26 protein-coding genes are annotated in these 22,152 nt (G+C 64.9%); 14 read left to right on the top strand and 12 right to left on the bottom strand.

From position 1 onward, the window contains the following. Window positions 1-205: 205 nt before the first annotated feature. Entirely contained in the window at window positions 206-1,096 is an 891-nt protein-coding gene (gene dapA, locus NMI01S_RS19765; RefSeq protein WP_062999871.1) for a 4-hydroxy-tetrahydrodipicolinate synthase, read from the bottom strand. 166 nt (window positions 1,097-1,262) lie between these two features. Between dapA and NMI01S_RS19760 the strand changes: the two genes are divergently transcribed. Then, the gene (locus tag NMI01S_RS19760) at window positions 1,263-2,285 is read left to right on the top strand and encodes a DUF3048 domain-containing protein (RefSeq protein ID WP_062999250.1); all 1,023 of its coding nucleotides are present in this window, start codon (window positions 1,263-1,265) and stop codon (window positions 2,283-2,285) included. 307 nt (window positions 2,286-2,592) lie between these two features. Here the strand turns inward: NMI01S_RS19760 and NMI01S_RS19755 are convergent, their stop codons facing one another. Beyond that, complete coding sequence (locus NMI01S_RS19755) at window positions 2,593-3,693, bottom strand: type I restriction endonuclease (protein WP_062999249.1); 1,101 nt, start codon at window positions 3,691-3,693, stop codon at window positions 2,593-2,595. Between the two features lie 770 nt (window positions 3,694-4,463). On the opposite strand from NMI01S_RS19755, the gene NMI01S_RS19750 reads away from it, so the two are divergent. The 4 genes from NMI01S_RS19750 to NMI01S_RS34955 all read left to right on the top strand — a co-directional run bounded on the left by NMI01S_RS19750 (window position 4,464) and on the right by NMI01S_RS34955 (window position 6,896). Further along, window positions 4,464-4,934 carry a hypothetical protein gene (locus tag NMI01S_RS19750; protein WP_062999248.1) on the top strand — a complete coding sequence of 157 codons (471 nt, stop codon included), beginning with the start codon at window positions 4,464-4,466 and terminating at the stop codon, window positions 4,932-4,934. After that, window positions 4,935-5,123, top strand: a complete 189-nt coding sequence (locus tag NMI01S_RS19745; protein WP_062999247.1) for a hypothetical protein — start codon at window positions 4,935-4,937, stop codon at window positions 5,121-5,123. It begins immediately after the preceding gene. A gap of 361 nt (window positions 5,124-5,484) precedes the next feature. Then, on the top strand, window positions 5,485-5,868 hold the full coding sequence (locus tag NMI01S_RS19740) for a Het-E N-terminal domain-containing protein (RefSeq protein WP_157126264.1): 384 nt from the start codon (window positions 5,485-5,487) through the stop codon (window positions 5,866-5,868). Between the two features lie 11 nt (window positions 5,869-5,879). After that, a complete protein-coding gene (locus NMI01S_RS34955) occupies window positions 5,880-6,896 on the top strand; it encodes a hypothetical protein (RefSeq protein WP_157126263.1) in 1,017 nt (338 codons plus the stop codon). Between the two features lie 27 nt (window positions 6,897-6,923). Here the strand turns inward: NMI01S_RS34955 and NMI01S_RS19735 are convergent, their stop codons facing one another. Genes NMI01S_RS19735 through NMI01S_RS19720 form a run of 4 tightly spaced genes read right to left on the bottom strand, consistent with a single transcriptional unit; the run spans window position 6,924 to window position 9,112 of the window. Further along, on the bottom strand, window positions 6,924-7,586 hold the full coding sequence (locus tag NMI01S_RS19735; RefSeq protein ID WP_157126262.1) for a hypothetical protein: 663 nt from the start codon (window positions 7,584-7,586) through the stop codon (window positions 6,924-6,926). Beyond that, window positions 7,583-8,068: a hypothetical protein gene (locus tag NMI01S_RS19730; protein ID WP_062999241.1), complete on the bottom strand. Its 486-nt coding sequence runs from the start codon at window positions 8,066-8,068 to the stop codon at window positions 7,583-7,585. Before NMI01S_RS19730 ends, NMI01S_RS19735 begins: the two co-directional genes overlap by 4 nt. A 4-nt stretch (window positions 8,069-8,072) precedes the next feature. Then, entirely contained in the window at window positions 8,073-8,798 is a 726-nt protein-coding gene (locus NMI01S_RS19725; protein WP_062999235.1) for a hypothetical protein, read from the bottom strand. After that, window positions 8,795-9,112, bottom strand: coding sequence for a type VII secretion target (locus NMI01S_RS19720; protein WP_062999233.1), 318 nt, complete (start codon window positions 9,110-9,112; stop codon window positions 8,795-8,797). Before NMI01S_RS19720 ends, NMI01S_RS19725 begins: the two co-directional genes overlap by 4 nt. A 435-nt stretch (window positions 9,113-9,547) precedes the next feature. On the opposite strand from NMI01S_RS19720, the gene NMI01S_RS19715 reads away from it, so the two are divergent. The 5 genes from NMI01S_RS19715 to NMI01S_RS19695 all read left to right on the top strand — a co-directional run bounded on the left by NMI01S_RS19715 (window position 9,548) and on the right by NMI01S_RS19695 (window position 13,429). Then, window positions 9,548-10,648 carry a fatty acid desaturase family protein gene (locus NMI01S_RS19715; protein WP_062999231.1) on the top strand — a complete coding sequence of 367 codons (1,101 nt, stop codon included), beginning with the start codon at window positions 9,548-9,550 and terminating at the stop codon, window positions 10,646-10,648. Between the two features lie 278 nt (window positions 10,649-10,926). Beyond that, window positions 10,927-11,370, top strand: coding sequence for a TIGR03618 family F420-dependent PPOX class oxidoreductase (locus NMI01S_RS19710; protein WP_062999229.1), 444 nt, complete (start codon window positions 10,927-10,929; stop codon window positions 11,368-11,370). Window positions 11,371-11,392: 22 nt separating this feature from the next. Continuing rightward, window positions 11,393-12,319 carry a haloalkane dehalogenase gene (locus NMI01S_RS19705; protein WP_062999227.1) on the top strand — a complete coding sequence of 309 codons (927 nt, stop codon included), beginning with the start codon at window positions 11,393-11,395 and terminating at the stop codon, window positions 12,317-12,319. A gap of 367 nt (window positions 12,320-12,686) precedes the next feature. Next, window positions 12,687-12,968 carry a helix-turn-helix transcriptional regulator gene (locus NMI01S_RS19700; protein WP_062999225.1) on the top strand — a complete coding sequence of 94 codons (282 nt, stop codon included), beginning with the start codon at window positions 12,687-12,689 and terminating at the stop codon, window positions 12,966-12,968. Beyond that, complete coding sequence (locus NMI01S_RS19695; RefSeq protein ID WP_157126261.1) at window positions 12,932-13,429, top strand: hypothetical protein; 498 nt, start codon at window positions 12,932-12,934, stop codon at window positions 13,427-13,429. Before NMI01S_RS19700 ends, NMI01S_RS19695 begins: the two co-directional genes overlap by 37 nt. 23 nt (window positions 13,430-13,452) lie before the next feature. On the opposite strand, the gene NMI01S_RS19690 is transcribed toward NMI01S_RS19695, so the two are convergent. Further along, complete coding sequence (locus NMI01S_RS19690; protein WP_218021067.1) at window positions 13,453-14,394, bottom strand: AraC family transcriptional regulator; 942 nt, start codon at window positions 14,392-14,394, stop codon at window positions 13,453-13,455. Between the two features lie 100 nt (window positions 14,395-14,494). On the opposite strand from NMI01S_RS19690, the gene NMI01S_RS19685 reads away from it, so the two are divergent. From NMI01S_RS19685 to NMI01S_RS19675, 3 genes are all read left to right on the top strand, one after another. Next, window positions 14,495-15,496: a zinc-dependent alcohol dehydrogenase family protein gene (locus tag NMI01S_RS19685; protein ID WP_062999221.1), complete on the top strand. Its 1,002-nt coding sequence runs from the start codon at window positions 14,495-14,497 to the stop codon at window positions 15,494-15,496. A 234-nt stretch (window positions 15,497-15,730) separates the two neighbouring features. Beyond that, window positions 15,731-16,675, top strand: a complete 945-nt coding sequence (locus tag NMI01S_RS19680) for a hypothetical protein (RefSeq protein WP_062999220.1) — start codon at window positions 15,731-15,733, stop codon at window positions 16,673-16,675. A 224-nt stretch (window positions 16,676-16,899) separates the two neighbouring features. Continuing rightward, the gene (locus NMI01S_RS19675; RefSeq protein WP_062999219.1) at window positions 16,900-17,226 is read left to right on the top strand and encodes a putative quinol monooxygenase; all 327 of its coding nucleotides are present in this window, start codon (window positions 16,900-16,902) and stop codon (window positions 17,224-17,226) included. 71 nt (window positions 17,227-17,297) lie between these two features. Here NMI01S_RS19675 and NMI01S_RS35970 read toward each other — a convergent pair whose 3' ends face one another. Both NMI01S_RS35970 and NMI01S_RS36405 read right to left on the bottom strand, forming a co-directional pair. Further along, complete coding sequence (locus NMI01S_RS35970; RefSeq protein WP_062999218.1) at window positions 17,298-17,588, bottom strand: hypothetical protein; 291 nt, start codon at window positions 17,586-17,588, stop codon at window positions 17,298-17,300. Then, window positions 17,546-17,935, bottom strand: coding sequence for a methyltransferase domain-containing protein (locus NMI01S_RS36405; RefSeq protein ID WP_369689923.1), 390 nt, complete (start codon window positions 17,933-17,935; stop codon window positions 17,546-17,548). Before NMI01S_RS36405 ends, NMI01S_RS35970 begins: the two co-directional genes overlap by 43 nt. 183 nt (window positions 17,936-18,118) lie before the next feature. On the opposite strand from NMI01S_RS36405, the gene NMI01S_RS19660 reads away from it, so the two are divergent. Further along, on the top strand, window positions 18,119-19,483 hold the full coding sequence (locus tag NMI01S_RS19660) for a CYTH and CHAD domain-containing protein (protein WP_062999216.1): 1,365 nt from the start codon (window positions 18,119-18,121) through the stop codon (window positions 19,481-19,483). A gap of 6 nt (window positions 19,484-19,489) precedes the next feature. Here NMI01S_RS19660 and pip read toward each other — a convergent pair whose 3' ends face one another. The 3 genes from pip to NMI01S_RS19645 form a co-directional block, all read right to left on the bottom strand. After that, on the bottom strand, window positions 19,490-20,449 hold the full coding sequence (gene pip, locus NMI01S_RS19655) for a prolyl aminopeptidase (RefSeq protein ID WP_062999214.1): 960 nt from the start codon (window positions 20,447-20,449) through the stop codon (window positions 19,490-19,492). 41 nt (window positions 20,450-20,490) lie between these two features. Then, entirely contained in the window at window positions 20,491-20,829 is a 339-nt protein-coding gene (locus NMI01S_RS19650; protein WP_062999212.1) for a hypothetical protein, read from the bottom strand. Window positions 20,830-20,915: 86 nt separating this feature from the next. Further along, window positions 20,916-22,100 (bottom strand): citrate synthase, encoded by a 1,185-nt coding sequence (locus NMI01S_RS19645; protein ID WP_062999210.1) that lies wholly within the window; start codon window positions 22,098-22,100, stop codon window positions 20,916-20,918. Window positions 22,101-22,152: the final 52 nt, after the last annotated feature.

The following is a 22,152-nucleotide window of genomic DNA, read 5'->3' as shown; positions in this document are numbered from 1 at the left end:
TTCGACGAGCCGCAAGCCCGGCAAGATCGGGGCGGCACGACAAGCCATTGGCCTGTGCGACCGGCGGTTCCCCTCTGCCCGAGACTGTTCCCTGCTGGGCCACGCGCTTCGCGAAGTTCGGACGAAACCTAATCTGTGCCGAGCGCAGATCGACGATCGGCAAGAACAGGACGCGCCTGCCACACAGTGATGTTCGCGTGCCTGTCTACAACAGACCGGATTCCTCGAGCCCGGCACGCAGACGTTGCTGATGCTCCGGCGGGCCCTGCCGGTATGGCATGCGCAGCGCATCGGAGGAGATGACGCCGAGCATTTTCATCGCGGCTTTGGACTGGATGGCGCCCTGCGAGACGTGCATGATCGCGTCGACGGCGGGGATGAGACGCCGGTGAATTTCCCGTGCCCGAGCCAGGTCGCCGCGGTCGACGGCGGCGATCATCTCCGCGTAGCGATCGCCCGCCACGTGACCGACCACCGACACGATGCCGGTAGCGCCTTGCGCGAGGTGTGGCAGGTTGACGACGTCGTCGCCGGAGTACCAGAGCAGGTCGGTCTTCGACATGATCCGGCTGGCCTCGAAGAAATCACCCTTGGCGTCTTTGACGGCGCGCACGGCGGGAATGTCGGCCGCTCGGAGGATGGTGTCGGTGCTCAGCGCCGTCCCGGTCCGGCCGGGGATGTCGTACAGCATGACGGGCACACCGTCGCCGGCCTCGGCGACCAGACGGAAGTGTTCGAGGATGCAGTCCTGCGGCGGCTTGTTGTAATACGGGGTGACGACGAGCAGAGCGTCCGCTCCGCAGGCGACCATCTCGCGCGCCGCACGAGTGGAGTGCTCGGTGTCGTTGGTGCCGCAGCCGGCCATCACCTGGACACGGTCGCCCACGGCCTCGACCACCGCCCGCACGCAGGCGTAGTCCTCCTCGTCGGTGGTGGTGGCGGACTCGCCCGTGGTCCCGTTGACCAGCAATCCGTCATGGCCGTGGTCGGCGAGGTAAACGGCGAGGTTCTGCAGGCCGTCGTAGTCGATCGAGCCGTCGGCGTGCATGGGGGTCACCATCGCCGTGATGACTCGACCGAAGGGGGTGTCCACCATGATCGTGAGATTACAGGCGAGCACCTCACCGCCCGCGGACGGTCCGTGCCCACGCGACGCGCGTCGTCGGGGTGGCTCTACGGGCGCTCGCCAGGGGCATAAGCCTCAACCAACGACCGGCCCGAGTGGTCAAGTGCGCGTAAATTGGTAGCTAGAGGTTTGCCTTATGCAACAGCGATGGTGGGTGTGGATTGCCGCGTTCCTGATGACCTTGGGAATGTGCACTACGTTCGCGTGCAGTAGCGGCACCAACACCGGCACCGGCACCGGCACCGGCACCGGCACCGGCACCGGCGCTCGCACCGGCACTGGTAGCGGCGCCCGCACCGGACCCGAGCAGGCGGCACCTGACTCGCCCCCACCCTCCCGGGTTGGGGTGCCCGTGCTGGTCGCGAAGATAGACAACAGCCCGCAGGCACGGCCCCCGGTAGGGCTCGGAGCCGCCGATGTGGTCTACGTCGAGCCGGTCGAGGGTGGTTTGAGTCGGCTGGCCGCGGTGTTCTCGACACAGAAACCCCCGGTGATCGGGCCCGTCCGGAGTGCGCGGGAAACGGACCTGACGCTGTTGGCCCAGTTCGGTAACCCGACATTGGCATCCTCTGGTTCCGCACCCGAGCTGATTCCCGCCCTCGATTCCTCCTCGCTCCAGAACGCCTCGGCCGATCTGCAACCCGCGGCGTACTTCCGCGATTACAGTCGCGCCGCGCCACACAACCTGTTCGTCCGCCCCGATCAGTTGCCCGAAGGCGGCGGCTGGCCGGAGGCTTCGCAACTGCACTTCGGTCCTGCGCCTGCCGGCGGCCGGCCCACGCAACATGAGGAAGCGCGGTATCCGGCTGCGGCGATCGGCTTCGACTGGTCACCCAGCGATCACGGCTGGCTGGTGTCCATGGATGGTGCTGCCTACACCGCTGCCGATACCGGACAGCTCACGGCAAGTACGGTCGTGCTGCAGAGTGTGCAAGTGCAGAACTCGGCCATCAGCGACGTGGCGGGTAGCGTCTCACCTCTGGCCCATACGACCGGGAGCGGTCAGGCCCTCGTACTTCGCGACGGCCAAGCGTTCCCGGCCGTGTGGGACCGTCCCTCCCCGGAGGCGGGCACAACCTATACAGACCCCGCTGGAACGACCATTCCCTTCGCGACGGGGCAGGTCTGGACAGTTCTGATTCCAGAACAGCTCTGGTGATTCCTGTCCTCGCGGTGTTACCGATGATCGCGTGTCATTCGATGATGGGAGGTATCCGGAGTCCGGATTTGCCTGGTGCGGGACAGAAGCCGAGAAAGCTGTCGCTACTGTCGGCTGGGGAGTGACGCGGCTCGGCGAAAGGACTCGGCCGACAGTTGCGGGTGCAGGCGGGCTGGGAGGTAGTCGGTACGTGGCCTGGCGGCGGTCGATGGTTCGGCCCCATACGCGGCGGTTCCTGTCAGACGGGCCGCTATTTCCGCGACCCCTCGCCTCGTGACAGATCATCCAGCCGCAGCCGACTGGAGCTTCACCCGTAGTTCTTCACCGTCGCGAGCAGCCGATCCGCGTGCTGATACAGATCGACAACACTGCCGATGTCATGTCGTTCCCCATCTTTCCCGTTCTCGAACGTCGTGACGAACTTGACGCTCTTTCCGTTGAGGTGAAGGCGCACAATCGGTTTGCGGTTGTTGTCGTCGAGGAGCACCGCGAAGTATGCCTTCGCATCGCGGTAGCAGACCCGGGTCGGGTCGATATCCTTGGCGAGGATCGCGCGAACGATATTGAAGCCGTCAAGCTCTTCCTCTGTGGTGACGACACCGTCATCGGTGACTGGTGTTTCCGGTTCGGGGGCCTGCGGAGCCGCCGCCGCAGGAGCCTCGGAAGGCGCCGCGATGACCGCGCTCGTATTGTCGCCGAGCGCGTTGTTCAACCGGTCGCTCACTTGGTCGGCGACGAACTGCGCTGCGGCCTTCGTAACCAGCGGCCGGAACTGGTCCACGATCTTCTGAGTTGCCTTCCCCTCATAGACGCGGGCGATGAAGTACCGTACCCAGTCATCGGTCGGGAGCTTGATCTCCTGTGCCAGTAGGCGTTTGACCTGACCGATGTATTTGAGTTCTTCGGCGGCGCTTACGATGGAGTCGAGGTCGAACGACTCCTTCGACAGCTTCGCCACCTCGGGAACGAGAACGTTGTCCATATCGAGAATGTCGAACACCAGGAACGGCTTCGAGTCCATGATGTTCGGACGGTCACCGTCCGTATAAACCTGGTATTCACGACCATTGGTGAGAATCGCGATCCTGGCAGACGTGACGGAGAAGTACCGGAAGAGCTGGGAGGCATGGTTGATGTTGAGCGGCTCCGCGATTTTCTTGCACTCGATCAGGATTTGGACGGCGCCGTCCCGGAGAATCGCGTAGTCGATCTTCTCGCCCTTCTTGGTCCCGACATCCGAAACGAATTCAGGCACGACCTCGGAAGGGTCGAACACGTCGTAACCGAGCACCTGGGCGATGAACGGCATGACGAGTGCGTTCTTTGTCGCTTCCTCGGTGACGATCGACGACTGGGTCGAGCGGAGTTTGGTTGCGATGATGTTGATTCGGTCGAGCGTGTTGGACATGGGCTCGTGCCTCCCGGTGTGGCGCCTGAATTTGAGGATCAGGCGATGTTCTGTGGTGGATTCTGTTTGCAAGGACGAGATTTGGGTTCATCCCCGGGTACGATCTCGAGCTTCGAAGCAGGGGCGAGATGCGTCGGCTGGAGGATCGTCCCAGGTAGGAGCCGAAAGTTTCGTTGCCGATGGCGGATCGCGGACGACATCGATCGCCGACCAATCGGCACGAATCAACGCGGGCAGTTGAGGATGCCGGATCGGTGCGGTGTGGCGGCGGGACCGGCGTTCTCGAGCGCCGGGTGGCAGACGGGGCCAGTCCTATGACCTCCGCGCCTGAAGGGTGTTCGGTGGATTGGTCACGCTCCCTCATCTCGTTGAGGCGCAAGACAATTCCCGTGGCGGTCCGGAGGGTGTGTGGCTCGCGCATGCCTGTATGAGATAGCCGTAGCTGTGAGCGGTGTTACAGAGTATGAAGGTTTAGATCAGCAATGCCCGGTTTGGCAACGCTGCGCCTGCGTAGCGCTCTGCCGAGCCATGAACCCGTTCTCGGCCGGTGTGGTCGGTCCACGACTCTCCGCCTCACCACTGTCGAACGCCTGAGCCGGCGCGCCATCCACGTTCGGTCATGATTCGCAATAGCTTCGAATGTCTTTGTGCGATCCGCATGAGTGTCGTCGCCGAGGCGGATCCGGCACCGTTGATCGTTTCGGCGATACGGGCGGACCGTGACTACCATCGGTGGCCACTGGGCGACCTTGCCGATGGAGTGAGGTCGGGTGGTGGGTGGGGAAGACGAGCGGGGCGGCACGATCGTCGAGTTCTGGCAGGCCGTGGAGATGTTCAGTCCGCAACGGGTGGACCGACCCGATCGGCAGCAACGGGTCTTTCAAGTGGAGGCCGACGAACCGTTGCCGTGGGATCCGGACCATGAACTGGCCCGCCTCGCCTTGGGTCCCAACCTGGCGTGGCGTCACATCGTGTATGTGGGGATCTACCGACTCGACGAAGTCTTCGAGGTCTTGTCGCGGCGTTTCGATCCCGATCCCGACAGTTCCGACGAGCGGCCGGCCGGCGAGAGTGCCGTTGCCGCATTTCTGATAGACGAAAATGATTGCGCCGTACCGGGTTCGGATGTGCTGTCCAGCTGTGCCTGGGCGACCGGCCACGCTGGTGACGATGAGCCTGAAGCGAAATGGATCGCAGATTTTCAGGACGCATCCCTCGAGTTCACTAGGCTCTGGCAGTAGGTGATCACCGCGGAGCGGGCCGGCGTGCCCATCAACGATTCAGCACAGCCGGTCCTGCGGGTATTCGATCGGGCCGTTGTCGACGAATGTCTCACCGCAGCGATCCAGGCGGCCGGGATCAGTGGAGTGCTGCCGGCGCGCGTGGTCGATCTGGTCGATGAGATCAGGTACATCGAGCGTAGCCGGTAGAGCCGCGGGCCGGACGGTGCCCGAGGTGGTCGCTGTCTCTCGGTGCGCTCGACCTGAACCGGCATGGCGTGTGCTTCGTCAATCTCGAATTTGTCGGTATTCGAATAACTTTCGTGATGTAGTAGCCAACGCAACGGCGCAGGTGGCTGCGACAACGCCGGCCCTCTTGGGACAGCTACGGTGCCGGCGAGTGCCACTAGGGTCCGCGCATCGCAGATCCGGATGCAACGCTCGGGTCGGTAGCAGACCGCCAGTTATGTTGCTCTAACCCCTTGTCGGATCCGGGCGGTGCTTGATTGAGTGGTGTGAGCCCGGGTCTTGTTCCGGGGGCTGCCATTGGGGAGGTAGTGGGATGGATCCGGTGACGGTGATCGTCGCGGCGTTGTCCATCGGCGCGGCGAAAGGGGTCGGAGACGCGGCGTCGACAGCCGTTGCCGACGCCTATCGCGGATTGAAGAGTCTGTTGGTCAGGGTCTTCGGCGGAGACTCGAAAGCCGAGATGGTACTGGCTGAGCACGAGTCGGACCCGGATACGTGGCAGGCGCCAATGACCAAGCTGCTCACCGACACCGGTGCGGTCGTGGACGAGCAGGTGCTGGCCGCGGCCCGGAAGGTACTGGAGGTGGCCGATCCCTCGGGCAGCCGGGCAGGCAAGTACATGATCGATGTGCGTGGGGCGAATATCGGTGCCATCGGCGACAGGAATCAGCAGTACAACGTCTTCGGTTCCCGGTCGGGCGACTGACCCGGGTCGCGGTGATCGAAATGCACCGTCCGACGATGGGGTTTCGTGGTCGTCGCGCGCACGGGATGGACGACCGGGTCAACGCCAGAATTGGTGCCAGAAATGCGAATATCGGGGCCGTCGGAGACGGCAACACACAAACGAATTTCTATTTTGATCTCACCGGTCCGGCGCGGTCCGGTTCGAACCGGAAACTTCCCCGGGGCGCACGGTGGGCGTCCCTGACCTTCGTCGCCGTCCTGGTTATCGTCGGAGCGATGTTGTGGAATCCCGCTGAGCCTTCGCAAGGAGAAGTCGAACCGGTTACGATCTCGGTGAAAACTGATCCGGCCCTGCGTACCGGCACAGACGGAATGTTCGCGCTTCCGCATGACGTACCGTCGAAGCCCTCTGTGATCACACCTGCCGATATCGTGAATTTGATCAAATCTCAGGGCGGTGTCAAAATTGATAATTATCGAGCCGAACTGATACTGGTCGGGAACAGTGACAGTACTGCTGTGGTCACCGGCCTACGTGTCCACACAGTCAGGTACGATCCTAACCCGTTGGGCGGCACTGAGATCGACGTTTCATCGCAAGGAGAGGGGCTTCCGATACAAGGGTGCGGGTATGTCGATCCGCAGGCCGACTCGGAAGTCGATTCCTTATCGGACCAGGTCGCGTACTGTTGGGAAGGGCACGGCGGAAAGTACTTTGCCGAACATTACGTGTCGCTCGGGCGAGGAGAGCCTGCTGTTTTCGATATCGAAGTCGGATGGTCGGGTGCTGATGGGCCCACGTATCCGTCTGTGTATCGAAAAGTACGGAATAAGGTCAGTGGGTTAGGTGACGGTTGGATCCGCCAGGCGCCGATCGGCGTGTACGAATGGGAATTCTATGTCGACGTTACAGTTGGCGGAAAACCCAGCTCGATTTTGGTGGACGACAATGGATCGCCGTTCAAACTGGCGACATCTGCGCCCGCTTACTCCGCTGAGTACGGCCTGATGTACTCCACGGATGGTTCGTCCATCGCGCGCAAGTGAGCCAGCCCACGACCGAGTTGAGGGGAACTATCCTCGGCCCGAAACCGTTCCCCGCGATTCGAACGCCTCCGCGAATCGCGGGTGTGCTCTGATCCGCGCCGACCCGAGATCAACTATGGGCCTGAACAATACGAATGTTGTCGAGCGGCGGTAGAGCAAGTATGCGGCGACCAGACCGAACAACCCCCATCCCGGGAAGACGGCCAGCACAAGGGGTACGGGAAGGTGGTCGGAGGTCGTTGTTTGGGTGGCTGCGAGGATGACGAGAATGGTGGCGAGGCCTAGTAGAACGATCGCATGTCCGGTGTACTGGCAAATCTGGCTTGTGCGTTTGCATTTCGCGCAGATCGGCCACGTTCCCTCGAGGACGGTGGATGGTGGGTTGACCTCGACCCATCTGAACGTGGCGATGCGGTAAAAACCTCGCAGCAGAAATCGAACTTCGTATGAAGGGGTCCGCTGTATCCACTGTTGTTCCGGAGAACGCCGGCCCGTCTTCGGCCTGAAGTCGAAGTCCTTGTTGCGCTGTTCGACTGCGGTCTCGCCGTGACGAGTGCATACGTCGGGTAGTTCGTCGGCCAGTTGCAGGACGAACGTTTCCTGCGGATCGAAATCGGGGTCTTCGGCGAAGTCTTCGCGGAGGCGAATCCGCACTGCGACATCGGTTTGCACGTCGGATCGGGGGCTCACTCCAGCCATCCTCGGTTGCGTCGCTGTTGGAAATAGCTGTCGTCCTCGTCCGGTTCGCCGGGCGTGTACAGCTGTTCGCGGTCCGGCTTCCTGGTTCGTGGGATCCCCGGACTCCCAGTATCTTTCGGGGGAGTCGGGACCTCGTTCTCCGGAGGCAGAGGGGGTACAGTCTCGTACTGATCGCTGCGCAGACGTTCGAGTTCTTGTTCTCCGACCTGGGCCAAAGCATGACGCTCGTCTTCCGGCATTGTCAGAGCTCGGCTCAGCTGGCTCGCGGGTACGGAGTCCATGATGCCCGCGAAGGCGTCGGAAGTACCGAAGTCTCGCATGCTGCGGCGGCCGCTCAGTACATCGTCGAGTTGTTTCCGAAGATCGGGATCGGCGACGGCGGATTTGATCGTCTCGAGGGAACGGCGCAGTTGACGGGACACTGCGATATCGCCGTGGGCCACGTCGAAGCTGAATTCGGACGGATTTTCCATACGATCACACCCCGGGATGGTCGTACGTCGAAGTCGGCAGCGCGGGTAGGTTTTCCGGTGTTGTTTGGCGCGACAGTGCGTTCAGCAATCCGATCATCCCGTATATGGCCTTGTACGCGGTGGTGACGAGTTTGATGAGTTGGCCCACCTTCGCCACGATCTGGACCAGATAGGCGGCCGACACTGCGGCTTGGGCCGCGGCAGCGGGAGCGCCGACCAGGCTGGAAGCGAGAACCGCCTCGGCCGCTTGCGACGCGAGCCAGAGCAGGGCCATATCGGAGATGTCCTGCAGGAAATCCCCGACGCGTCGGCCCAGTTCCCGCATGCCGGTGCTGATATTCGTCAGCTGCCGTTCGATCTCTTCGAGCGGGCGAACTTGGAACTCGACGCAGGCAGCGAGATGTTTGAAGTAGGTCTCCGAGCTCTCCGCGGCGTGACCGTGCCAGGTGGCGCCGGCGGTCTGCTGCCACTGAGTGTTGATCGACTCCGCATACGCCGAATTGAAGCGGCTCAGGTTGCCCGCGGCTCCGGCGGCCTTCGCGACCGCCTCCCAGTCGCCGTTGACCTTCTCTCCTGCCCAGCCGTAGATGTCGAAGCCGACAAGGGTTTTGATCGTGGTCGAGATGTAATAGGCGGGGGAGACGAAGTTGCCGCCGGCGATGAACGACACCAGGCCCGGCATCGGATCCTCGGCCTGAGGGTCGACCAGCTTCTCCTCGGGGCGGGTCATCGCGCATTCCCTGGATACGTCTCGTCGAGCTGCCGAGCGTGTTCGTAGTCGGTTGTGCGGTAGAGTTGGGCGGCTTTGGCGAGTTCGGTCGCGGAGTTGTCGGCCAGCGTCTGCAGATGCTTGTAGTTGTCCTCGAGGTTTTGCCGAATATGCTCGATGATCCCCTTGACTTCGACGAATATGCCGGTGTCCGCGTCCGAGAGGTTGAACCACTTCGTCACGTGGGTGCCTGCGGCGCCTGCCTGACCCGCGAGAGCACGCATGGCGCCGCTGAACTTGTCCACATCGTCGGGTACGACTTGGAAGTCGGTCATCGCGCTCCTTGCGTGAGGGTTGAACACTTCTGACTGTTGGACGGAGGGCGACTGCCGTCGGTTCCGTTGAACAACGTGCGGTTGAGAACGTGGCCGTCGACTATGCCCGGACAGCTCGGCGAAAGGAACGCCTCCGCGATGTGTGGATGCGCCTGAATTTGATCCGACGTTCAACGCACTACGAAAGCTGTTGTGCGCCTGCAGAACGAAGAGAAACTGTGACGCGCAGCCTCGTCCGCGACGGAGCGTCTGTACCACACCGCAGCCTAATTCTCTGTCATACCAGGGGATGAGAAGGAACGAGAATTCTGCGGATAGCTTCGGTGTATCGAAATCGCCGCTCCGCCTGATCGCGGTCACAGTGTGTCGTCGAACGACGTCGGTCCGTCGATGGTGCGGGTGGGCGTGGCGTCCCCGAAGCTCCCAGGAAGAAGCATGACAACATCGGCTTTGATTTCCGAGTCATCCCCACGATCATCGCGCCGCACCGGCGTCGAGGGTGATTACGCCCGTCTGCTGCGCAGAGTCTCCGACGCGGGCTTGATGAACCGCCGGCCTGTCTATTACGCGATCCGGCTCAGCCTCGTCGGGATCGCGTTCGTCGCAGGGTGGGCGGCGTTCGTCCTCGTCGGCGATTCGTGGTGGACGCTTCTGATTGCGGCGTTCATGGCCGTCACGTTCGCTCAGGTCGCGCTCGTCATGCATGATGTCGCGCACCGCCAGGTCTTTCGGCTTCGGCGTCCGACCGAGATCGTGGGTCGGGTCGTCGGGAATGCGGGGATCGGACTGGGGTACGGGTGGTGGCAGGACAAGCACACCCGGCACCACGCCAATCCCAATCATGAGGAGCTCGATCCCGATGTCGCGCCCGACATTCTGGTTTGGTCGCAGCGGCAGGCGCGCGGTAGTCGCGGGCTGCCACGGCTGATCGGGCGGGCGCAGGCGTTTCTGTTCTTCCCGCTGCTGATGTTGGAGGGGTTGAATTTGCACGTGGCCGGGGTGCGTGCGCTTCGGAACCGGGCGGTCAAGCATCGCGTGTTGGAGGGGGCGCTGCTCTTCGGCCACTTCGCTGTCTATCTGGGCGCGCTCTTCGCAATCTTGCCCGCCGACAAGGCTTTTGCGTTCTTCGCGGTGCATCAGGCGCTGTTCGGTCTCTACATGGGGTGCATCTTCGCGCCGAACCACAAGGGGATGCCGACCTTCACCGGTGGCGACCGGCCCGACTACTTGCGCCGGCAGGTGCTGACCTCGCGCAATGTGCGTGGCGGCGCGTTGACCGATATCGCCCTCGGCGGGCTGAACTATCAGATCGAGCACCACTTGTTCCCGAGCATGCCTACTCCGAACTTGCGGCATGCCCAGGTCATCGTCCGCGATTACTGCGCCGAGATCGGCGTGCCGTATCACGAGACCGGGCTGGTCGCCTCGTACCGCGAGGCGCTGAGGCACCTGCATGACGTCGGTGTGCCGTTGCGCGCCGGAGGTCCACGCCAGGCACAGGATGAACCGATCCAGGGACCTACAGCGGGACGCTAGGCCGATTCGATTCGAACGCCGGTCTCTTCGCACCACACCCTCGCCTCACCGCGTGACGCACCCGCACCTGGCGGCACCGCGTCACACACCCGCGTCACCGCCACGCCGTCATACCGCGCGTCACGGCGCTACGTCAACGGAGCCGTGCTGCGCAAAGAGGCCTGGCACCGCGCGGGGCGAGTTCCAGCCCAACCTTGTGAAGTCGCCACCATTCGCGCTATCCACCAAGCGCACAATGGGCCGTGCGAGGATCGGAGCAGCCAACCACGGGAGATGTGATGACCACACTGGAACAGGCGGTGGAACTCGGTCGCGCCGAGAAGGGGCTTGCTGTCGTCTCCACCCTCAGATCCGATCAGACCATCCAGTCCACGCTGGTCAACGTCGGGCTGTTGGCTCATCCGTCGACGGGCGAGCCGATTCTGGGCTTTGTCACCTACGGCAAGGTGAAGCTTGCGAATCTTCGCGCTCGCCCGCAGGTGAGCGCCACGTTCCGGCAAGGCTGGGCATGGGCGACGGTGGAGGGGCGCGCCCAGATCGTCGGGCCCGACGATCCGCAGTCGTGGATCGACGCCGAGGGATTGCGCCGGCTTCTGCGTGAGGTGTTCTCGTCCGCCGGTGGTGAGCACGACGACTGGGACGAGTACGACCGCGTGATGGCGGCGGAGCGCCGTGCGGCGGTCCTGGTCGAACCGACTCGGGTGTACAGCAACGGCGGCTAGTTTCGACGAAAGGGAGTGGGCCATGCGGATATTGAGAACGCCCGACGAACGCTTTACCGGGTTGCCCGACTTTCCGTTCGAACCGCATTACGTCGAGGTGCCCGCGGGTGACGGGACCACGTTGCGGGTGCACTACCTGGACGAGGGCCCGCCCGGGGGCGAGGTCGTGCTGCTGTTGCACGGTGAACCCTCGTGGTCGTATCTCTATCGGCGGATGATCCCGGTCCTGGCGGCGGGGGGCCTGCGCGCGGTCGCGATCGACCTCGTCGGATTCGGCCGCAGTGACAAGCCGGCGGACCGCGCCGACTACACCTATCAGGCGCATGTCGACTGGACGTGGGCGGCGATCGAAGCCATCGGCCTCGACCGGATCACTCTCGTATGCCAGGACTGGGGTGGGTTGATCGGCCTGCGCCTGGTCGGTGAACACCCCGAGCGTTTCGCGCGCGTGGTAGCGGCGAACACGTTCTTGCCGACCGGTGACCGCCATCCCGGCGACGCGTTCCTCGCCTGGCAGCGCTTCAGCCAGGACACACCCGACTTCCGAGCCGGAAAGATCGTCAACGGCGCCTGCCGGACCGAGCTCTCTCCCGAGGTGATCGCTGCCTACGACGCCCCTTTCCCTGACGACACCTACAAGCAGGGCGCCCGCCAGTTCCCGCTCCTGGTTCCGACCAGTCCGGAGGATCCTGCCGCACCCGCGAACCGGGCCGCGTGGGCAGTCCTGGAAACGTTCGAGCGGCCGTTCCTGTGCGCGTTCTCGGACTCGGATCCGATCACGCGCGGCGGTGACAAGGTGCTGTCGTCGAAAATCCCTGGCGCCGCAGCACATTCACCGGTGACCATCACCTCGGCCGGCCATTTCCTCCAGGAGGACAAGGGCGAAGAACTCGCTGCGGTCGTCGTCGACTTCGTCCGTGCGACGCCATTGGACGACTCGCTCGCCTGAGGCGGCCGGATCGGTGGCGTGCCGACTCGACCGCTGCCACTGTGCGCCGGCAACAGATGGCCGCGGTCCGGGGCGCCGAGCTCGCCTACCGGCGTGCGGTGGTGCGGCCGGAGGAAATCCTGCGCCTCTACGGTCGTCGAAACGCGCATGAACGATGCGTTCCACCGCAGACTCGTCCGACAGTGACATGGCGAGCCGTGTTTTTCGCTTCAGGCCACCGGCGCCCCGCTGTACTCAGCGAAGAGCACCTGAACAGTCGGGACCGATGGGGCGATGATCTCCTCGATCCGGACGGCGTCGAACCGGCCTCGCGGTTGTGTGCGCTGCGAACGGGTCGCGGCGAAAAGACAAGTTTCCTTGACATCGGATGTCAAACATCCTTAACATTTGCTTCGTGGTCGACGATCAGCGGGAGCATCCGGTACGTACGCGGCGGCGCGAGTGCCGGATGACCCAGGCGCAGTTGGCGACGACTGTCGGCGTCAGCCGGCAGACCGTGATCTCGATCGAACAGGGCGACTACGCGCCGAGTGTCTATCTCGCACTGCGGATCGCCCGTGCGCTGGGAACGACGGTGGAAGACATTTTCTGGACCGAGGATCTGGAGGGGACATGGCCAAAACCACTGCATTCGAAGACATCTTCCTAGCGCCCGACGAACCGGCGTGGGGTGACGAGCGTGCTCGCGAGGAGTTCTACCGTGGCTCGACCTTGGCGCTGTGCGCGACGATCTACGGCTGCTATGCGATCGCGATCGTCGCCGCGGCGGTGGATGCCAAGTGGGTATCGCTGCTGATCTTCGTGCTCCCCAGCCTCACCTCACTCCTGCTGCTTCGCTATTGCGCGCGGCGCGGCATCGATATGCAGACCCTGCTGAAGAACTTCCCGCTGCGGCGCAAACGGATCGCCTATGCCACGACGTATCCATTGATCGCCGCATGGCTGATCGTCTTCCTGTGGCGCACTTTGCCGTCGGATTCGTTGCCGCAGAGTCTGTTGGGCGCGGTGGTGGGCGGTGCGATCGGAGCGGGAGTCGCCGCAGCCATCGGCAAACTCTTTCGACGCCGCTCCACAGCGGAGAATCTGCCCGAGGACGACAGCTTCGACTAGTGGTCCGTCCGGAGCTGCGGCTGTCAGCGCGGAAGATGATGTGCCGCAGAGCGATAACGGCCCGGGGGAGTGCTGTACTCGCGCTTGAATGCCTTGGCGAAGGCGAATTCGGAGGTGTAGCCGACTCGTTGGGCCACAGTGTGCAAGGGGGTGTCGTCGGAGCGTAGTAAGCGGCCGGCGAGGGTCATGCGCCACCAGGTCAGATAAGCGAGTGGGGATCGGCCGACAGTGGCGGTGAAGCGGCGGGAGAAGGCGGCGCGCGACAGACCGCCGAGGGTCCCGAGTTCCTCTACGGTCCAAGGCTTTTCGGGGCTGGTGTGGATGGCGCGTAGCGCGGTGGCGACGGGGCGATCGGCCAAGGCTGCGGCCCAGCCGTTACGAGGGGTGCCGTCGTCCTCGGTGTCCAACCACCAGGCGCGCAGAATGTAGAGCAGCAATGTGTCGAGCAGGGACGTGACAATCGCGTCCGAACCGGGCTGGGACTCCTCGAGTTCGGTGCCGAGCAGTTCCACCGCTGCGCGCAGGGAGCGGTGCGCGCCGACTCGAGGGCGCAGATGGACCACATCGGGCAGGTCGGTGAGCAGGGGATGGGCGCGCCGGCGATCGAGTTGATAGGCGCCACAAAGCAATAGCGTGACCGGCGCGCCCGGTGTGTGCGGGTCGGACGCGGGTGGGGGCCAGGATCCGTCGGGCAGCGGATTCACCGCTCGCAGCGGCGCGCCCGGATCGCTGGCCAGTGCGTGGCCGCGGCCGTGCGGCAGGAAGACGATATCGCCGGGGCCGAGCGGAGTGGGCTCGCGGTTCTCGACGATCAACCATGCCGAACCTTGCAGGACGACATGGAATCCCGTGCCGTCCGACGCGGGGAAACGCATTCCCCACGGAGCCGACTTGTGCTGGCGTGAGGAGTGGGGACGTCCGGTTCGCATCGTCGCGACGGCATCGCTGAGTACGTCCAAGCCCATATCCGCATGGTAGCCGCGATCCTCACATCGAGACGAACGGACATTGTCGCAAGACTTTCACGCATAGATCATCTCTCCATCGGTGAATAACGTCAGTGACATGACAACCGACGCGATTACCGCACGCACCGTCGTCTTCCACGAACTCGGTGACCCCGAGGTATTGACCATCGAGAATCTCGACCTGCCGGCACCCGGACCGAGGGAGGTACTCATTCGCATCGAAGCGCTCGGACTCAACCGGGCGGAGGCCTTGTTCCGGGCCGGCACCTACTACTACCTGCCGACGCTTCCGGGATCCCGGCTCGGCTACGAATCCTCCGGAGTGATCGAGGCGATCGGCGCCGATGTCACCGAATACGCTGTGGGAGAGAAGGTCTCGACGGGCCCGAATATCGAGATGAGCTCGGCCGGAGTCTATGCCGAGCGGGTGGTGCTGCCGGTGGAGTCGATAGTTCCGCGCCCGGAGGGACTCGACGCGGTCACCGGCGCAGCCACCTGGCTGACCTACTCCACCGCATACGGCGGCCTGATCGAAACCGGGGGCCTGCGTCCCGGCGACCACGTCCTGATCACCGCGGCGTCGAGTGGCGTCGGTATCGCGGCCCTGCAGACCGCTGCCCGCGTCGGCGCCGTCCCCATCGCGGTCACCCGGACGGGCGAGAAGAGCCGATACCTGCTCGACAACGGAGCGGCGCACGTCATCACCTCGGCCGATACCGACGTCGTGGCCGAGACCCGACGCATCACCGACGGCGTCGGCGCGCAGCTGATCTTCGACGCCGTCGGCGGGCCCGGCCTGGCCGAATTGAGCACGGCCGCAGCGCACAACGGCACGGTCGTCGTCTACGGGTGGCTCGACCAGCGCCCGATGGCCATGCCCATGAACTGGCCGCTCCGCATCCTCGGCTACGCCAACATGGAACTGTCGGCCACCGCCGACGGCCGCCGCCGGATCAACCACTGGATCGCCTCCGGGATCCGCGACGGCGTGTTCCGCCCGCACGTCGGCGCGGTCTTCGACGGTCTCGACAGCATCCGCGACGCCCACCGCCTGATGGAATCCAGCACCCACACCGGCAAGATCGTCGTCAAACTCTGAGAAGCCGTTCTTTTCGCCCCGCCGCCGGATTTCCCCGGCGCCCGTCACCAGGTCGCCCGGAAGCCCCTCGGCCTCCGCAAAACTGGTGCGGTGTGCGATCTGCCCGCAGCCCTTTTAATTGCGGGCTGGACGCCACGCAGGGATTGGGCGATCGTCGTAGGGGTGGGCGGAGGGAACACTGCACGAGAGCGACGCCGGTTCGGCCTTCGCGCATGGTGGTTGGCCGGTGCTCTCGTGCTCGTCGCGGCGGTGGTCTTCCGCGGCTGGTGGTGGGAGCTGTGCGTGCGGTGGTCGCGCGGCCCGCTGCCCGAAGCGAATCTCCTGCTGGGACATTCGGTACTTTTCTGGGGTCGTCTCGGGAAAGGGCTTCAGTTCGTAGCCGGCCTGCCGGTGATCTTCGACCTGATCGGCGCTGCCGCGTTGAACGAGTTCGGTAGACGGCACGTGAAGCGTCTGCGTAGAGCGAAAAACAGAATCACGGCAACCCGCGACGCGGCCCGGTTACTCGAACGCCTGCGCGCACTGGAGTGTCGCGTGAAGTCGGACCTTACGGTAGGGCAACGAGGATGCGACACTCCGGAGTACGAGTCGCTGCTGGCTTCGCTGGTCGAGACGTTCGACGGCGAGCTCATCTGCGCATTGTGCAGATATGCCATGCCCCCGGTCTCGGTCGCCGACGACATTGTGGTCGTCGGGCCGGAGCCGTGCGTATACAAGTGGGAATGTCAGCATGGCCAAAAGGTTTTCGAGAGCCGGGTCGAAGCGGCTTTCGTCAACACGCTGGACGGAAGCGAGAAAACAGCGTGGCGTAATGCCGAATACGTCGACCGGCGGGTGGAGCGAATCGGCTCGGTCCTGCTGGGAGTCCTCGTCCTCGTCGCCCCGACTTATCTCATCGCCCAGTGGACGGTGGGATCGCACCTGCCAGGGCTCATGGTGGCGATCGCAATCGGGCTGGTGATACTCGCACCGTTGGCGTACCTGACCACGCAACCCGATAAACGTCACCGTGCCGGGGCTGTTCTGGCTTGGCTCTGGGCGGCCGTGTGCTGGCTCCCGGTCCCGATAACTCGTTCGATCGTCTGGGTCATGCACCGCGAACATCCGGCGCACCCTCTTCGCTGGATTGCCCTGGGTCTGTTCATCTTCGGCTCCCTGCTCGACCTGCTGGCCAGCTAGGTCGAAGGCTTACGGCGGCCGGTCCGGTCCTCGATCCGGCGCGAGCATGGTGTCGCCGAGCGATGTATCGCGGCAGGATCGGCGGCGTGCGCGAACCGCATCCGGATATGCCACGGCTATTTCATGTCGCGAATCCAGTGGCTGTATCGGCGATGTGGAGAGACACCCCGAATGGCGTCGGGGAGTAGCCTCGACGCAGGGTAGGCAGGCGAAAGGCGAAGTGTATGTCCAGCGGGACCATGTTCAGCGTCTACGGGCGAATGACCGCTCTGCCCGGGCGGCGTGACGAGCTGATCGCTGTGCTGCTCGCCGGATTTCGCGCCAGTGGCGACGACAGCGGCCTGCTCCACTTCAGCATCAACAGGGCATTCGACGACCCGGACACGGTCTGGTTGACCCAGCTGTGGCGCGACAAGGAAGCACACGACGTCAGCACCCGTTCCGAGCCGGTCACCGCGGTCTCGCGCCAGGTTCCGCCGCTCCTTGCCCGGCAACCCGAAGGTGGCTACGGCGACACCGTCCATGTCGGAGGTCGAATCACCGAGGGATGATTCGGCGCCTATGAAGGCGCTCGGATACCGGATCCGGACCCGACAGCCTCAGTGGGCGCTGACTTTCTCGGCTACGCACGGATCGCCGTAATTACCGTGTATCCCTTCGGATCTCGCCACGGTTGACCCGGGTTGGTCGCGAACCAGCGGCGCAACTCGGCCTCCACCTCGGCGCGCACCTCGGAGCCACCGGGCGCGCCCGGTGTGACGCCGCAGAACGCGAACAACGATTCCGCGAATCGAATCGCGGGTTCGGGTTCCGGGATGACCAGTGCGTTGTCGAACGCTCGGACTTCGGCGTTGCCGTAGATATCCCGCATCATCGCGGGCACGGTGTCGGAGTCGACCTCGTGGTTGAGCATCCCCGGCGGCTCTCGAAATCCGTAGCGGGCGGCGACAGCGCGGGTATCCGCTCCGCTGCGGCGCGGATACCCGCCACGCCTGGAAGTCGAGCTGCCGCGGCCGCGGCCGACTGTGAGGTATCGAGTCCGCACAACCGGCCGGTATGCCCACGCTCGGCAAGAAGTGCGAGGAACTCGCTCGTCCCGCAGCCGATATCGATCAGGTGCTCGGATCCGGCAAGCCGCAAGGCATCGACGACCGAGGCGTTCACGTCGTCGTCGGTCTCGGAATAGAGCCGGTGTGTGCGGATGCGGGTTCGAAGAGCATCCAGGGTGGCGTACTCGGAGGTGAGCGATGGAGTCGTCATCGGCGCCTTTCCGGATTGGTGCTTCGGCCCATTCTGCGGCACCGATGAGGGTGCAAGCTGGAAGTTCGTCCGCTCGGCGCCTGGCCCGGGACCAGAGAGTGGCGGTCACGGTGTCGACACCGTTCCCGCCGGTCGGTGGAGCATCCCACGACTAAAACCGCTCATACGTGGTAGCCGGACCATATGGCCACGCACGTGAACGAAAGGGAACGGAAGTACCAGTTGCCGATCACGGGTGGGGTGCCGCTGGATGATATGCCCGGTATGACCCTGGACCCGCTGACCGAGGAGCAGGTGCTGGACGCCGTCTACCACGACACCGCGGATCTGCGGTTGGCGCACAAGGGGATTACGCTTCGGCGCCGGACCGGTGGGGACGATGCGGGATGGCATCTGAAGTTGCCGCTGGGGGAGGACACCCGTGAAGAGATTCAGGTCCCGCTGGGGCGCGGGGGCAAATCGGCGCCTGAGGAGTTGACCGACATGCTGACGGGGATCACCAGGGGCCGGCCGCTCGCGCCGGTGGCGCATGTCCGGACGAAACGTCGGAAATGGCGACTGCTCGATGACCGCGGCGCGGTCGCGGCGGAGATCGTCACCGACAGCGTGTCGGGCCAGACGCTCGGTGAGTCGTCGTCGGTGATGTCGTGGGAGGAGATCGAGGTCGAACTGGCCGACGGCGGGCCGGATGTGTTCGACAGCGTCGAGAAGAGACTGGGCAAGGCCTCGGACGCGCCGCCGAAGGCGCTACGCGTCCTCGGTGTCCGGCCTACGCCGCGCACGCCCGAGCGGGGGCTGCAGGGCTATATGCGTAAGCAGGCGGACAAGATGATCGAGCAGGACATCCTGATCCGGCGCCGCAGCCCCGACTCGGTACACCAGATGCGGGTTGCCGGCCGCCGGCTGCGCAGCATCCTGCAGGCTTTCAAGGGGTCGCGAGATCTGCGCAACGAGCTGAAATGGCTCTCCGGCGTGCTCGGCGATATGCGCGATCTCGAGGTTCTGCACGACCACCTGGTCGCGGAGGTCAGGGCGTTGCCGGACGAACTGGTGATCGGCGAGGTACGCCGGCGACTGACCGAGTCGTTCGTCCCCCGCCGGTCGGCGGCCCGCACCGACGTGCTCGAGGCGCTGAACAGCGAACGGTATTTCGCGTTGCTGGACTGCCTGGAAACCAGCCACCGGCTTCCGCTGAACCGCAAGAAGGGGAAGGGGCTGCGCAAGACTCGCCGCCGTGTCGACCGCGCCTTCGGCGACATCGGCCGGCTCGGCACCGATCGCGGCCTGCACGAGGTGCGGAAGGCGGCGAAACGCACCCGCTACGCGGCCGAGGCGACCGGCAAGAGGAAACTGGCCCGCCGCATGAAGAAGTTGCAGAAATCCCTCGGCGTCCACCAGGACGCGGTCGTCGCGCGCGCCGAAGTGCGCAACCTCGGCGTCCAAGCGCACCTGGCGGGGGAGAACGCTTTCACCTACGGCTTGCTGTACGGCAGGGAGGTAGCGCGCGCCGAGAAGGTGCGGCAATCGCTGCGGCTCGGAGAGCGATAGGCGAACCTACCCCACGGCGGTCCGCGCGAAGCGGGCGATGGCGCGGGCGATCGCCTCGCTCATGGCGGGACTGCCGGTGTGGCCGGAATCGTCGATGACGTGCAGGCGGGCCTCAGGCCAGACTTTCGCCAGTTCCCAGGCGGTTTCCAGGGGCGCGCTGAGATCGAGGCGGCCGTGGATCAGTTCACCGGGGATTCCGGCCAGCTGCCCGGCCTCGCGCAGCAGCACACCCTCGTCGAGCCATGCCGCGTGCGCGAAGTAGTGGGTGCAGATCCGGACGAAGGTGAGCATGGCCGTGTCCGGCTTGGCGCTGTATTGCCCTGGGCGGCCGAGGGATTCGTGCGCGATCACCGCGTCTTCCCAGCGGCACCACTCGATCGCGGCACGGCGGCGCACCTGCGCGTCCGGGTGTTCCAGTAGCCGCCGGTAACCGTCGACCAGGTCACCGTCGCCGGGCAGCGCAGCCCGGAATCGCTCCCATTGGGCGGGCAGCAGCTGCGCGACACCCCGGTACAGCCAGTCGATTTCGCGGCGGCGGGTGGTGGTGACGCCGACCAGCACGATTCCGGCGACCCGCGCCGGGTACCGCTCGGCGTAGGCGAGGATGAGCGTCGACCCCCACGACCCGCCGTAGAGCAGCCAGCGGTCGATGCCGAGATGGGTGCGCAGCCGCTCCATATCCGCGATCAGGTGCTCGGTGGTGTTCACCGACATGTCGGTGTCCGGGTCGGCGGCGCTCGGAATGCTCCGGCCACAACCGCGCTGGTCGAACTGCACGATCCGGAAGACGCTCGGGTCGAACGACTTTCGTGGCCCCGGACTGCTGCCGCTGCCCGGTCCGCCGTGCACTACCAAGACCGGCCGGCCCGCGGGGTTGCCGCTGGCGCACCAGTACACCTGGTTTCCCTGGCCGACCTCGAGCAGGCCGTCGGCGTACGGGTCGATCGGGGGAAAGGACGTCGGCACGGTTGCCGAGGTTAGCGGAACGGGGTGCCGACGTCGACGACTCAGTCGGGGATCAGCGCATACACCTGCACGAGGAATTCCTGCGACGTGCCGGACGGGTCGGCGATGTAGAAACCGCGGCGCGACAACGACTTCCGTTCCAGCGGCATGCGGGTTCTGCCGCCGGAGACGATGTTGGAGAGGACGCGCTGGTCGTAGTTGGCCCGGACGTCGACCATCACGCTGAACTTGATCACTTCGGTGCCGGGCCCGGTCCGCCAGAGCAGTTCTTCCGCCTCCGCCGGCACGGAAGCGAACGAGAAGTTGTCACTCGCTCGCGCCTTCTGGTTGCGCCGAGGCTGTGAATCCGACCGGACTTCGGCGACCAAGACCTCTCGCATCGCTGCCCTCCCTGTATGTCTTGTGCCGCTTCGGGGATGTCATCGAATCTTAGCGGCTACCGCTGTCCGATCGCCGGTTCGTGATGTCATCGGTGTCGTGGCACGGCGCGGGGGCGGATGAGTGTCCCGGATTCGTACTCCTCCATCGCGTGGGCCAGCCAGCCCGCCGTTCGCGCGACGGCGAAGATGATTTCGCCCGCACCGGGAATCATGCCGAATACCGCGGCGAGAACACCCAGTCCGAAATCGCTGTTGATCGCGGGCAGGCGCCGGTGCCGCAATTCTGCCGAAATCGCCTCGGCCACAAGCAGAGCCGGATGATCCGGCGCGAGCGCGCGGATCGCGTCCAGCAGGTAGGTGCCGCGTGCGTCGCCGGATCGGTAGACGGCGTGGCCGGCGCCGGGAATGCGTTCGCCACGACGCAGACGCTCCTCCAGCGCCTTGGGGACGGCGCCGGGGCCGGGGATGTCGGCGAGCATCCGCTCCACCGCCAGCGAGGCGCCGCCGTGCATCGGACCACCGAGAACTCCGAGGCCGCAGCCGACGACGGCGTAGGGGTCGGCGTGCGCCGACGCCGCGATCCGGGCCGCGAAGGTGGAGGACGCCAGCTCGTGATCGGCCAGCAGAACCATTGCCGCGCTCAGTATTCGCACCTCGTCGCCTCCGGCGGGCGCGCGGGCGGACAGTCGTGACCAGAGCATCGCGGCGGCGCAGCGGCCGACCGGGATGGACAGTTGCGGGAGGGCCTCGATCATGCCGGCGATCGCGGCGCGGGCGATGGTGACGACGGTTGCGCGGTCGCGGTGGAAACGCAGAGGATCGCCGACGGCCAAGGTGGTCACGATGAGTTGCAGCCGGTCGATCGGCAGCAGGCCCTCGGGCAGGCCGGCCTGTGTCGCGCGTGCGGCCGCCACCGCCTTTTCCGAGGCTGCCCAGGGGCCGCTGTCGGTGAGGTCGCCGTCCCACAACCATTCGGCGACCTCCTCGAACGTGTGCGAGGCGGCCAAGTCGACAGCGTCGCGACCGCGGAAATACGGCCGGTCGGCGCCGAGGGTGGTGATGCGGGAGGCGATGTCGATTTCGGTCGGCGCGGGTTTGCGGCGTGGTTTGCCTCGCCGGGCCAGCTCCTCGATCTCGGCCGGATCGAACAGGCTGCGCCGCCGGACCGGGTCGTAGCGGCGTTTCAGTACGCCGCGGCTGACGTAGGCGTAGAGGGTCGCGGGCTTCACCCCGAGCCGTTCGGTGGCGTCGGCGGTGTCTATCCACTCCATGGGTTGACCATAATCAATATTGATTACCGGCCGGGGCGGGGCGCACAGTTCA

It is taken from the genome of Nocardia mikamii NBRC 108933 (assembly GCF_001613505.1).
GTDB lineage: Bacteria > Actinomycetota > Actinomycetes > Mycobacteriales > Mycobacteriaceae > Nocardia > Nocardia mikamii.
The sequence above is the reverse complement of the archived record's forward strand: the minus strand, read 5'-3'. Positions and strand labels throughout refer to the sequence as shown.